The organism is Amycolatopsis sp. NPDC098790 (assembly GCF_044759945.1).
GTDB lineage: Bacteria > Actinomycetota > Actinomycetes > Mycobacteriales > Pseudonocardiaceae > Amycolatopsis.
Genome location: NZ_JBIWAI010000001.1, coordinates 1853445 through 1865965, shown reverse-complemented (window position 1 = coordinate 1865965; position 12521 = coordinate 1853445). Strand labels below are relative to the sequence as shown.

The following is a 12521-nucleotide window of genomic DNA, read 5'->3' as shown; positions in this document are numbered from 1 at the left end:
GTATCCCGCGCCAAGGTTGTGACAGGTCTGACGACTACGTCCCGCTCACCGGCATCTGCCCTTGACGTACGATATATCACCGCATAATCATCGGACCTCTCCGACGAAGGAGAGGCCATGAGAGTCCGAGCCTGCCTCGCCGCGGTCATCGTGCTGCTGGCGACCCTGGTCACCCCCGCGCACGCCGAGCTGTACCACCCGCGCCAGGACTGGCTGCGGGCCTCGACGGCCGGCCTGTTCCTGCACTGGGGCATGTTCACCGCGCCGCGGCACACCGACTGCGCCGCCTGGGAGCACGACGTCACCGCCGGCGGCTGGACGCCGGGCTACTGGATCGACGAAGCCACGAAGCTGGGCGCGTCCTACGTCGTACTGACGACGTTCCACAGCCGGCTGGGCTACGCGCGGCCGTGGCCGTCGAAGATCCCCGGCAGCTGCTCGACCCAACGCGACTTCCTCGGCGAGCTGATCGCCGCCGGCAAGGCCAAGGGCGTCCGCGTGATGCTCTACATGACCGACGATCCCCAGTGGCACAACGAAACCGGCCACGAGTCCCTCGATTCGGCCGCCTACTCGGCGTACAAGGGCCACCCGGTCGACCTCACGACCCGCCCCGGCTTCGGCGAGTTCAGCTACGACCTGTTCGACGAGGTCATGGACCGCTACGCCGACCTCGCCGGCTTCTGGATCGACAACGACAACGAGTACTGGGAGCAGCACGGCCTCTACGAGCACATCCGCGAGGAGCGGCCATCCTGGTTGCTGAGCAACAACAACGAGGACACGCCGATCATGGACACGGTCAGCAACGAGCAGAAGACCGGCATGACGCCGTCCTACGACTACCCCCAAGCGATCTACACGCCGATGCCGCGGCTCACCGAGGCCGACTACAAGCTGCCGACCAACGGCGACTGGTGGTACAGCGGCGGCGACCAGGCCGTCGACTTCCGGCTCTCCACCGGCCGCTACATCACGAACGCGGGCTCGTCGATCAAGTCGCTGATGGCCGAAACCGCCATGCTGAACGGGAAGTTCCCGCCGCAGCAGGAAGCGTTCAACAACTTCATGGCCACCTGGACGCAGCCGATCAGGAAGACGCTGGAAGGCACCGAAGGTGGTGGCTACATGTACGGCGGCATGCAACCCGGCTTCTGGAACGACGGTGCACACGGCGTCATCACCATGAAGGGGCGAACGCAGTACGTGCACGTCGTCACGCGGCCGTCGACGAACCTGGTCCGCCTGCGCGACAACGGTTACCGCGTCACCGGGGTGTCCGATGTGCGCAGCGGCAAGCCGATACGCTTCGCCCAGTCCGGCGGCTATCTGTCCATCTTGGACATCAAGGACTGGGACACCTACGACACAGTGTTCCAAGTGGACACCGCCGGGCAGCAGTACTTCTACGACAAGAGCACGATCAAGGCGACCGCGTCGGCGTCGGCACCGGGTCACCCGGCGGCCAACCTCGCCGACGGCAGCTACCTGAACTACTGGGACGCCGGCGGTCAGCAGCCGGTGTCGGTCACGCTGGACCTCGGCCGGAAACGGTCCACGGCGTACCTGGCGGTGCACGAGCGCGAGTCGTCGCCGACGGCCGCGCGCGAGTCCTTCGGCCGCGCCGAGGATTCCGCGCGGATCAAGGACTACCGCGTCGACGCCAGTGACGACGGGAAGAACTGGCGCACGGTGCGCACCGGAGCCTTGCCGAGTGCTCGCGGCGTCCAGTTCGTCGACGTCGGCGAGGTGCACGCGCGCTACCTCAAGCTCGAGGTGCTCAACACGTGGTCCGGACCGCAGGCCAAGCCGTTCTTCCACCAGCTCGCGCTCGACGAGATCGACGTCGCCTACGGCTACCCCGATCCCCGCGGCGAGGTGCCGCTAGAGGCTGAATCACCCCGCAACGGCTTCGAGGGCAAAGCATCCCCGGTGTGGTGCGAGGCGTGCTCGGGAACGGCCGCGGTCGCCGGTCTCGACCGCGGTGCCGTCGTCTACCGGAACGTCCAGGCCACGGGTCCGTCGCGGCTGCAGCTCGACACGGCCGGCCCCGGGACGCTGTCGGTGAGCGTGAACGGTGCCGCACCGGTCACCGTCAACGCCCCGGGCGCGATCGCGGTGCCGTTCACCGCCGGCGCCAACACCGTCAAGGTCTCCGGCACGGCCGCCCTCGACCGGATCGCGGTCGCACCGCTGCCACCCGAGTCTTACACACCGAAGACGACCCTGACTGTGGAACCGGCTGGCGTGCAATGGGTTTCACCTGGCCAGCAGTCCATAAAGGTCACCGCATCCCTGCGGCTCGACGTCGACGACCCGCTCGACCAGGTGTCGCTGGCCCCGGCCGTCCCGGCGGGCTGGATGCTCCAGGGCGCCCCGGTGACCGCCGCGAACCTGCGGCTCGGCCAAGTCCTCAGTGGATCGTGGACGGTAACCGCCCCGGCCGCTCAGGACGTCACCATCCCGGTGACGGCGAACTTCACGACGCTCGGGCGTGCCAAGTCGGTCAGCAAACCGGTGCAGGTCAAGCAACGCCCGGCCGACCGGGTGTTCATGCGGGAGGCCGAGGACTCGGCCAACGACATCGGCGACGCCGGCGTCACGAGCTGCTCGGCGTGTTCGGGCGGGCAGAAAGTGCGCAACATCGGCGGCAGCGCGGGCGCGGCGGTGACGTTCCCCGGCGTCACGGTCGGCGCGGCCGGTCAGTACACCTTGTACCTCGACTTCACCGTCAACGGCGACCGCTCGTACTTCGTGTCGGTCGACGGCGGCGCGCCGGTGGAGGTCAAGGTGAGCGGCGCCGGCAACAGCACGCCGTACACCACTTCGGTCCCGGTGACGCTGACCGCGGGCGCCCATACGCTCCGGATCGGCAACGACCGGAGCGGGGCGCCGGATCTGGATCGGGTTTCACTGGGTTAGCTCGCGCAGCACCCGGGCCGGGTCGATGTCGAGCGCCCGGCCCGGGTCGCTGCCCGCCGCGCTCCAGGCGACGGTCACCCAGAGCTCGGCGTAGTCCCCGCGTTCGACGGCGGGCAGCCGCCAGGTGAGCCGGCCGCCGGTCCGCTCGACGGCGTCGCCGCCGAGCAACCTCGACCAGTACGGCGGCACGTGCTGCCCGGCCCGCGAACACCGCCGAAGTACGTCGGCGCTCGGACCGCCGATGCTCACCACGGCGCCGGCCATCTCGGCGGTGAAGGCGCTTTCCCAGATCCGCGCCTCCACCGGTGCGCCGGCCAGCTCGGCCTGGACGACGAACTCGCTGACGTCTTCCCTGGCGAGCAGCCGGAAGATCGTCGTCTCGCGGGTCACGCCGGGCGTCCCCGAAGCGGTGGCCCCGGACAGCACGTCGAGCCGGACGGACTCGTGCCGCCACCGGCACAGCCGCGCGCCCGAGCCGAGCTCCCAGGTCAGCTCGGGTCTCGCGGGCACGTCCCAACCGCCGGCGCGGACGGCGAACCGCACGTCCCCGAGCGGGGTGACGACGTCGAGCACCCGCGAAGACGCCTCCGGGAGGACTTCGGTGTCCAGCATGCCGACATCCTTACCCCGCGCGGGGACAAGCGAAAATGCGCTGCGCGAACGTCACCCGTCCGGGCAAGATCGGACTCGTGAACGACGCTGTGCAGCTCCCACCCGTCGGCGCGGTGGTCGACCGCGACGGTCCGGTCGTGCGAACCCACTACGGCACGCACGGCGAGGTGAGCCACGGGCCACTGCCCGAGGGCGATCTCGACGCGCTGGTGGCGCGCCAGGCCGAGGCCTTCGCGCGCCGGAACGAGCCGGTGGTGTGGCCGGTGTACGGCGACACTCGGCTCGGCGAGGCCCTGCTCGCCGCGGGCTTCGAAGCGGAGCCGGCGCGGGCGGTGCTCGTCTGTCCGATCGGGACGGACACCACCCCGCTCGGCCGGATCGGGCACGACTGGACCGGGCACCAGCGGGTCGCGGAGCTGGCCGCCGGGTCCGGTCCGCACCGCCGTCCCTACGCCGAGTTCCTCGCCGACGCGGCCCACTTGAGCCAGTCGTCCGAAGTCGTCCTCGACGGCGATCGGGCCGCTTGGCTGGAAGCGATCGGGGACGCCGTGGTCGTCGGCGGCGTGACCGACCCCGGCTTCGCCGCCGCGGTCGTCGCCCATGACTGGCGTCACCCGGCGGCGCGGTTCCTGCGCGCCGAGGCGACCGGCGCCCTGCGTGAAGCGTTCGAAGCCGCGGGGATGCGCGAGGTCACCACGGTCACCCGCTACCGCCTGCCGTCGCCCGGCGAGCCCGCGCGGACCCGTCCCGTTCGCCGGCTCTTTTCCGAGCCTGAACACGACGACATCTGGGCGCGCTTCTACCGGGAGTTCGCCTTCCGGCCGGACACGAGGGAGTTCCCGGGTATCACCGAACCGCCGAACTCGGCGACGTGGTACGTCGGCGACCTCACCGACGCGCAGCTCGACGCCCTCCCCGACATCGTCCACAAGGGACTTCGCGAGTCCGTTGTGGACGGGGAGGAGCTGTACTGGCTCGACTGGCACCACGCCGGCTACCGCTTCGACCCCGCCCGGGTCGACGGCGCCGGACCGCGCTGGCCCGGCTTCACCTTTCCGGACGGGGACTACCACAGCTACCTGACGCGCGACCTCCGTCTGGGCACCTTCGGGCACCCGTGGGAGGAAACGATCTGCGTCTTCGGCGACCTGCTGACGCGGATCGACGCAGAGCTGACCGCCGCGCTCGGCGAGCCGGTCCGGCGTTCGGAAGCTTGAAGTCTCGCTCACCGTGCACCCGTCTGGACGAAGAGTGACGAGCCGCCGCGGCCGTTAAGGCATTGGTCCAGACAAGTGTTACCAAAAAGAGATCAAAGCACCGCTCACCGGGAGCTACTTTGTTGTGACTCGCAACAAATGCCTCGTGGATCCCCAACGGCGGAGGTGTCACGGCGTGAACCGGACCTTGGACAAGCTTCGACGACGCGGCCCGAGGCTCGCGCTCGTCGCATCGACGCTGCTGGTGGCGGCCGGGCTGAGCGCCCCGGCCGCCCTCGCGGCCGACGACTACACCCAGAGCGTCAGCCAGCTGAGCTCGACGCAGGTGCAGCTCAACTTCACCCCGACCACCCCCGCGGTGTACGTGGACGTCCACTACACCGGCGTCCCGGGCGTCGGCCAGCAGAACGTGCGGATGACCAACGGCTCCGGCACCTGGCGGACCACCGTCAGCGGCCTGAGCACCGGGAACACGCTCGACTACTGGTTCACCTACGAGAAGAGCGGCCCGCAGTACGACACCCCGCACTTCAGCTACACCGTCGGCGGCAGCTCGACGACGGTCGCGGCGCCGACGTTCAGCCCGCCCGGCGGCACCTACTCGTCCGCCCAGACGGTGACGATCAGCAGCGCCACCTCGGGCGCGACCATCCGGTACACAGTGGACGGCTCGACGCCGACCGCGTCCTCGACGCTCTACAGTGGACCGATCAGCGTCCCGAACTCGCGCACGGTCAACGCGATCGCGCTCAAGTCCGGTTCGACGAACTCCCCGGTGTCGAGCGCGACCTACACGATCGGCACGCAGGCCGGCTGCCCGACGCAGTCCGACACCCCGAACTTCGGGCCGAACGTGCGGATCTTCGACCCGAGCATGTCGGCGGCGACGATCCAGGCGCAGCTGGACACCGACTTCAACAACCAGAAGGACACGCTGACCGCGCAGATGGCGGACCGGCGCGTCGCGCACCTCTTCAAGCCGGGCACGTACAACAACGTGCACGACAACGTCGGCTTCTACACCTCGGTGGCCGGCCTCGGCCAGAACCCCGGTGACGTCCTGATCAACGGTGACGTCACGGTCGATGCCTTCAACGCTTCCGACAACGGCGTCGCGCTGCAGAACTTCTGGCGCTCGGCGGAGAACATGGCCGTCAACCCCTCGGGCGGCAACGAGCGCTGGGCGGTCGCGCAGGCCGCGCCGTTCCGCCGGATGGACGTCCGTGGCGGGCTGCAGCTCTACCCGGCGAGCTACGGCTTCGCCAGCGGCGGCTACATCGCCGACACGAAGGTGGCCGGCCAGGCCGCGTCGGTGTCGCAGCAGCAGTGGTACACCCGCGACTCCCAGCTCGGCAGCTGGAACGGCGGCGTCTGGAACATGGTCTTCTCCGGCACGAGCGGCGCGCCGGCGAACACGTTCCCGAACCCGCCGGAGACGACGCTCGCGACGACCCCGGTCTCCCGTGACGTGCCCTACCTCTACGTCGACGGCACCGGCAAGTACCGCGTCTTCCTGCCTTCGTTGCGCACCAACGCTTCCGGCCCGAGCTGGGCGAACGGCAGCACCCCCGGCACGTCGGCGCCGATGAGCCAGTTCTACGTCGTCAAGGCCGGCGACACGGCCGCGTCGATCAACAACGCGCTCGCCGCGGGCTGCAACCTGTTCTTCACGCCGGGCGTCTACCACCTCAACCAGACGCTCAACGTGACCCGCGCGAACACCACGGTCCTCGGCATCGGCTACCCGACGCTGATCCCCGACAACGGCGTCAACGCGATGCAGGTGTCCGATGTGGACGGTGTCCGGCTCAAGGGCCTGCTCTTCGACGCGGGCACGACGAACTCGCAGGCCTTGCTGACGGTCGGACAGTCCGGCTCGTCGGCGTCGCACGCGGCCAACCCGACGACGGTCCAGGACGTGTTCTTCCGGATCGGCGGCGCGATCGCCGGCAAGGCGACGAACAGCCTGATCGTCAACAGCGCCAACACGGTCATCGACCACATCTGGGCGTGGCGCGCCGACCACGGCAACGGCGGCACGGTCGGCTGGAACACCAACACGGCCGACACCGGGCTCGTGGTGAACGGCGCGAACGTGCTGGCCACCGGCCTGTTCGTCGAGCACTACCAGAAGTACCAGGTGATCTGGAACGGCCAGGGCGGGAAGACGATCTTCTTCCAGAACGAGATGCCCTACGACGTGCCGAACCAGGCGTCCTGGAACGCACCATCGGGAGTCGCCGGGTATGCCGCCTACAAGGTCGGCGCGAACGTGACGTCCCATGAGGCGTGGGGACTCGGGAGCTACTGCTTCTTCGACACGAACCCGGCGGTGTCCAGCTACCACGCGTTCGAGGTGCCGAACAACAGCGGCGTCCGGTTCCACAGCCTGCTGACGGTGTCGCTCAACTACCGCGGCACGATCACCCACGTCATCAACGACACCGGCGGCGTCACGCCTTCCGGCACGGTGCCGGTCAACGTGGTGAACTACCCGTAACCCGGGTGAACAGCGGCCCCGCACCGGTCCCGACCCGGTGCGGGGCCGCTTTTCACGCGATGTGCAGGACGGCGCCGGCGGCGTCGAGCAGCTCCCGGGTGAGCGGCGCGTACCGGTGGTCGGCGTCTTCCCGGGTGCGGCCGGCCGGGATATCGGTGGTCAGCCGCCAGGTCTTCGTTTCGCGTTGCAGCGAACCTTCGTAAGTATCGGGGTCCGGCTCGCCGAGGCTGAGGGCTTCGCTGTGGCCGAGGCTGCCGGCGATGAACGCGTACCGGTCGCCGAGCCGCGACGCGACGATCGCCCCCGTGCCGGATCCCAAGTGGCCGTTGTGCGCGAACACCAGCGTTCGGCCCGGTTGCGAAGTGTGGATGTCCAACAGGTTCCGGGCCATGATGACCGCGCGGGCACCCGCGAGCCGCGCGATCCTCGTGTCCCGATCTCCGGGCAGCGCCGACGCCGCGTGGTAGCGCAGCAGGTCGAGGCCGGCGGTGGCGTGGATCCGGGCGCGTTCCCAGAGCGCGCCTGAGACGCGGGCGTCGAGGGCCATGAGGAGGTCGTCTGCGATGACCCGCAGCTCACGCGCCTCGGGTGACGCGCCGGGTGACGCGGCCGGGTCGAGGATCGCTTCGGACCGGCTCCACCGTTCGTCGTCGCCGGTCAGGGCCGCGATGTCGACGTCGAGGCCGAGGAAGTCGCGGGCGTGTTCGAGGTAGGTCCGGGGACTGGGCGCGCTGAACGTCTCCGTCGGGGCGTCGAAGCCGTGGAAGGTCAGTGGCTCGTCGGCGGTCTCGTTGTACTCGCGCAGCCAGTCGAGCAGTTCCCGGTTGGCGGCGATCTCGCCGAAGCCGTGCGAGAACCCGCCGTCGAGCGCGGCGACGCGGTCGGTCTCCAGCGCGATCGCCCGGAAGCCGTGCTCGGCGAGCCGGGCGAACAGCTCGTTGCGGATCCGCGCGAAGGCCGGTTCGAAGTGCGTCGGCTCGCCGAACGCGAGCAGTTCGGCGGTGAAGTCCGTGAGGTCCATGTGGTTAAATCATATCCTTGAAGACACGGTTGAGACCTGCTGACCTGGCCCGCGAGCACGGCATCTCCACGCAGGCGGTCCGCAACCACGAGCGGGACGGCTTCCTCCCGCCGGCCACGCGCACACCGAGCGGCTACCGGATCTACACCGACGCCCACGCTGCTGCCCTGCGTGCGTTCCTGGCGCTGGTCTCGACCTACGGCCACGCGACGGCGGGCGGGATCATGCACGCCGTCCACGACGACGACCTCGGCCGCGCGCTGACGCTCGTCGACCGCGGGCACGAGCAGCTGCTGCGCGACCGCGAAACCCTCAACGCCGTCCGCACGGCCATCGGCCACCTGACGACCGCGGCACCCGAGCCGGTCGCGACCGGCTGGTCGATCGGCGAGCTGGCCCACCGCCTCGACGTCACGGCGGCGACCATCCGGGCCTGGGAACGCGCGGGCATCCTCGTGCCGCGCCGCAACCCCGCGACCGGCTACCGGGTCTTCACCGCCGCCGACATCCGCGACGCCGAACTGACGCACCTGCTGCGGCGCGGCGGCTACCCGCTGGAGCACATCGCGACGGTCGTCGAGCAGGTCCGCACGGCCGGTGGCACACAGTCCCTCGTGGACGCCCTGGCGTCCTGGCAGGAACGACTCACTGCCCGGGGCGTGGCCATGCTCGACGCGGCCGGCCTGCTCGGCGCGTACCTGCGGTCACGGCCGTGACTTCGGGTGCAGCCGGTCGTACTCGAGCGCGGCCGAGTGCTGGGTGCGCACGGGCAGCGACTGCTCCTTCTCGTCGTCCTCGGTCTCGTGCAGGCCGAGCTGCACGGCCTGCCGGATCTGCTCGCGGTTGTCGCGCACGACGGCGGAGAAGAAGTCGTCGATCCGCGGGTCGACGAGGACTTCGAGCAGCACGCGGAACGACGTGTCGACGACGGTCCGCACGATCTCGTCGTGGAACGGCAGCCGCCGGAGCTTCCCGAGCTGCGGGTCCTCGGCGATCTTCTCGGCGATGATCGTGCGCAGCTCGTCCTTGTTGGCGTTGAGCGACTTCGCGAGGTTTTCCGGGTAGTTCCCGGTTTCCAGCACCTTGACGACCTCGTCGAGCACGGCGATGGTCACCGGCTTCTTGATCGCCTTCACGATCGGCTCGGACAGCTTGTCGACGAGCCGGTAGGTGAACTGCTCGCCGACGGCCCGGTCCGCCGCGCGCCCGATCCGGATCAGCAGCAGCACCACGCCGACGAACTTGTGCGCGGCCATCGCGGGGTGCGCGACGGGGATCATCGCGAACAGCTCGTACCAGTTGCGCACCAGGAACTTCTTGGCCCACCGCCGTTTCCGCCACCGCCAGAGGAACTCGAGGAGGAAGACGCCGCAGATCCCGCAGTCGACGTAGAAGATCACCAGACCGGCGTCCCGCGCGGGCGGGCTCAGCAGCATGAACCCGAGCAACCCGACCGAACCGGCGGCGAGGACCAGCATGACCCAGTCGTCGGCCCGCACGTTCCCGGGCAGGACCCCGCTGTTGAGCTCCGGCTCACGGGTATCGCGAAGGGTGACCATGCCCGATGATGGCACGCACCGCGTTGATCAGCCGGTTCGCCGTCGTGTCGCGGACCAGGACCGGCCCGTCGACGCCGAGGTGGCTCCGCAGCGCGTGCCGGACGAGCTCGCCAACCGGCTCCCGGCGGCCCCGCCGCGGCACGGGTGCCCTGGCGATCGCCGCCTCCCGCAGGACGTCGGCGGCGGAGCCCGTCACGGCGTCGAGCGCGCCGGCGATCCCGGTCGCGCTGCGGCGGTCGCGCAGTGCCGTGCTCACGCTCGTCAGCACGATCGGATGGCCACCACACCGCTCGACGAGCCGGCGCACGGCGGCGAGCTCGACGGGGTCGGCCGAACCGGCGATCTCCGTGTACAGCTCGGTTCCCTCGTCCTCGGTCAGGCCACCGAGGTCGACGACCGGAGCCGGCCACCCGGGGTGGCCGAACCGCGTGGTGAGCACCGTCCGGACGTACGACGTCGGCATCACCAGCTCGTCGAGCACGGCGGCCGGCAGGTCCGGCGGGACGTCGTCGACGACCCACAGCTGCGGCTCACGCGCGGCTTCGATGCGCCCGGCGACCAGGTCGCGGACCTCGTCCGGCGACCGGTCGCCGACGTCGGCGCCGAGGTCCGCCGCGATCGCGCGCAGGTGCGCGTGGAACCGCGCGAGCGCACCCGCGGGATCGTCCTTCCCGGACAGGCCGAGCCACCGCACCCCGCCGGGGAAGGCGTCCCGGAAGAGGAACGCGTACTGCTCGGCCAGGCTGGTCTTCCCGAGCCCGGCGGCCCCGCGCACGACGGCGAGCGCGGCCGACGTCCGCGGCGTGGTGGCCGGCAGGTCGCGCGCGTGCAGGGCGCTGTGCACCGCCCAGAGCTGCCGGTACCGGCCCACGAACCGCCGGGGCCGCAGCAGCCGGGGCAGCAGCGGCGCCGTGCTGCGCACCGCGCCCAGCGGGGTGTCCGCCGCCCGGACCACCTCGGCGACGCGCTCGGCGATGCGGGCCAGGTCCTGCTCGGTGCGCGGCCGGCCGAAGTACGCGGCGTCCGCCAGTTCGACCGGCGCGATGTGGTCCCCGTCGGGCTCGGGGTTGACCACGAGCACCCGCCGCCGGGGATCGCCGAAGCGCTGCGCCGCGAGAAAGGCGGACGTCAGTTCCCATTGGCACGCGTACCGGGTCGGGAACCGGCGGGAATAGTAGGCGAGCAGCACCTTCGACTCGGCGAGAGCGGAGACCAGCTTCTCGGTGACACCGTCGAACCTGTCGATTCCCCGATCCCGGAAAACCCGCAGCCCGGCGGCGCGCAGAGCGCTCTCGAGCGCGTTCACCTCGGCGGTGTCCGACCAGGTGAAACTGAGGAAGACGTCATGGGGGCGCATCGAACCTCCTCGCGGTTTTACGGCGCCTCGCCGCATGATTCTTTCCGCGGACGTCGCGGTATTGGCGCGACGCGTTACCGGCGCCACGCCACTTGACCGGATCGTCACCGGTTCAAAAGCATCCGGTGAAATTCCGGGTAAAAGACGTCAGTGGACGGGTGCGGGAATTGTCGTGGTTTTGTCGTGCGTCCGGTGCGGCTTTCCCCCGCCGGATACGGCATTCTGGAAGAAGACCAGCACCGCGAGGAGGAGCATGACGGCGTCAGCCGGCCGGCTGCCAGCCCACCCCGTAGGACCGCGCGGGCTGGAGGTCGTGGAACCGGGTGTGCACTTCGCCCGCGCTGTCGAGGAACAGGGGCTTGCGGGCCGGCACCGGGTCGCCCGCGTCCTTGGAGAGGTCGCCGTCGATGCGCCAGACCCGCTGCGGCGGCTCGCTCCGGTCGAACCGGACGTTGAGGTCGAAACTGTCGCACGGGAACTCCGGCGTGCAGCAGTAGAACGGCGCGGGCAGCGCTTCCAGCTTGATGCGGAAGAAGAACTCGTGCTGGTCACCGGCGTCCAGCGGCCGCGGCGGCCGCAGCCGGAACGCCACGCGCGTGGAGGACACCAGCCGTTCGGAATGCACCTCGCCGCCCGCGACGACGTCGACGCCGAGCCGGGAGAGGTCCGGCGGGGCCGTCGTGCTGGCGGGACGCGCGAGGGAGACGCCGTGCTCGATCTCCTCCAGCCCGGCGACGTGGCTGACGATGCGCCGGGTCTCGAAGACCTCCGCCGCGGCCCCGGTGAAGGTCAGCCGGACCTTCAGCGCCGAGGTGTGCCACGGGTCCTGACTGTTCGACGGCACCCCGCCGAACGCGGCCGGCGACCGGTAAGCGGTTTCGGCGATCAGGTAGAGGACGTCGTCGGCGCGGCGTTGCATCGTGCGGACGTTGCGGTCGGCCCCGCTGCCCAGCAGCTCGAGGCGCGCGGTGTAGCGCTCGTTCGCGCCGGTGCCGAAGCCGAGCACGATCTTCGCCGTTTCCCGCTGCGCCGCGGGCAGCTTTTCGATCAAGGAAACCAGGGTGGCGACGACTTTCGCGCGGACCGTTCCCGGCGCGTCGCCCTCGCCGACGCCGCACACTTCGCGCAGCGCTTCGCCGACGTCCCCCGGCAGGTTCTTCGCTTGGACACCCAGGCCTTTGCGAAGCAGTTTCAGCTCCGTTGAGAGAGCGTTGATCTTCGCTTCGGCCGCCTCCTGAGCCAAGCCGCACCTCCGTCTTGGTCGCTGCGGGGAAGTCTACTCATGGTGCGCCGGCGCGGGCGCGCCGTCACCTGTTTCCCAGCGGTTTCCGGA

General features: G+C 70.2%; 9 protein-coding genes. 4 read left to right on the top strand and 5 right to left on the bottom strand.

Annotated elements, in window-relative coordinates; all coding sequences use genetic code 11:
* Window positions 1–117: 117 nt before the first annotated feature.
* Entirely contained in the window at window positions 118–2922 is a 2805-nt protein-coding gene (locus ACIQWX_RS09365; protein WP_400867589.1) for an alpha-L-fucosidase, read from the top strand.
* Here the strand turns inward: ACIQWX_RS09365 and ACIQWX_RS09360 are convergent.
* Entirely contained in the window at window positions 2911–3534 is a 624-nt protein-coding gene (locus ACIQWX_RS09360) for a hypothetical protein (protein ID WP_400867587.1), read from the bottom strand. The genes ACIQWX_RS09365 and ACIQWX_RS09360 overlap by 12 nt on opposite strands.
* 77 nt (window positions 3535–3611) lie before the next feature.
* On the opposite strand from ACIQWX_RS09360, the gene ACIQWX_RS09355 reads away from it, so the two are divergent.
* Together ACIQWX_RS09355 and ACIQWX_RS09350 are read left to right on the top strand one after the other, a co-directional pair.
* Window positions 3612–4751, top strand: coding sequence for a DUF2716 domain-containing protein (locus ACIQWX_RS09355; protein ID WP_400867585.1), 1140 nt, complete (start codon window positions 3612–3614; stop codon window positions 4749–4751).
* Window positions 4752–4926: 175 nt separating this feature from the next.
* Window positions 4927–7251, top strand: a complete 2325-nt coding sequence (locus tag ACIQWX_RS09350) for a chitobiase/beta-hexosaminidase C-terminal domain-containing protein (protein WP_400867583.1) — start codon at window positions 4927–4929, stop codon at window positions 7249–7251.
* A 52-nt stretch (window positions 7252–7303) separates the two neighbouring features.
* On the opposite strand, the gene ACIQWX_RS09345 is transcribed toward ACIQWX_RS09350, so the two are convergent.
* Window positions 7304–8272 (bottom strand): erythromycin esterase family protein, encoded by a 969-nt coding sequence (locus ACIQWX_RS09345; RefSeq protein ID WP_400867581.1) that lies wholly within the window; start codon window positions 8270–8272, stop codon window positions 7304–7306.
* Window positions 8273–8301: 29 nt separating this feature from the next.
* On the opposite strand from ACIQWX_RS09345, the gene ACIQWX_RS09340 reads away from it, so the two are divergent.
* Window positions 8302–8988 (top strand): TioE family transcriptional regulator, encoded by a 687-nt coding sequence (locus ACIQWX_RS09340; protein WP_400867579.1) that lies wholly within the window; start codon window positions 8302–8304, stop codon window positions 8986–8988.
* Here ACIQWX_RS09340 and ACIQWX_RS09335 read toward each other — a convergent pair.
* The 3 genes from ACIQWX_RS09335 to ACIQWX_RS09325 all read right to left on the bottom strand — a co-directional run bounded on the left by ACIQWX_RS09335 (window position 8977) and on the right by ACIQWX_RS09325 (window position 12431).
* The gene (locus ACIQWX_RS09335; protein ID WP_400867577.1) at window positions 8977–9831 is read right to left on the bottom strand and encodes an ion transporter; all 855 of its coding nucleotides are present in this window, start codon (window positions 9829–9831) and stop codon (window positions 8977–8979) included. The two genes, ACIQWX_RS09340 and ACIQWX_RS09335, sit on opposite strands and share 12 nt — an antisense overlap.
* Window positions 9806–11188, bottom strand: a complete 1383-nt coding sequence (locus ACIQWX_RS09330) for a TIR domain-containing protein (protein ID WP_400867575.1) — start codon at window positions 11186–11188, stop codon at window positions 9806–9808. The genes ACIQWX_RS09335 and ACIQWX_RS09330 overlap by 26 nt, the downstream gene beginning before the upstream one ends.
* A 262-nt stretch (window positions 11189–11450) precedes the next feature.
* The gene (locus ACIQWX_RS09325) at window positions 11451–12431 is read right to left on the bottom strand and encodes a hypothetical protein (RefSeq protein ID WP_400867573.1); all 981 of its coding nucleotides are present in this window, start codon (window positions 12429–12431) and stop codon (window positions 11451–11453) included.
* Window positions 12432–12521 lie beyond the last annotated feature (90 nt).

Coding starts and splice junctions, on each gene's coding strand:
- ACIQWX_RS09365 (WP_400867589.1), top strand. CDS start 118: ATGAGAGTCCGAGCCTGCCTCGCCGCGGTCATCGTGCTGCTGGCGACC.
- ACIQWX_RS09360 (WP_400867587.1), bottom strand. CDS start 3,534: ATGCTGGACACCGAAGTCCTCCCGGAGGCGTCTTCGCGGGTGCTCGAC.
- ACIQWX_RS09345 (WP_400867581.1), bottom strand. CDS start 8,272: ATGGACCTCACGGACTTCACCGCCGAACTGCTCGCGTTCGGCGAGCCG.
- ACIQWX_RS09335 (WP_400867577.1), bottom strand. CDS start 9,831: ATGGTCACCCTTCGCGATACCCGTGAGCCGGAGCTCAACAGCGGGGTC.
- ACIQWX_RS09330 (WP_400867575.1), bottom strand. CDS start 11,188: ATGCGCCCCCATGACGTCTTCCTCAGTTTCACCTGGTCGGACACCGCC.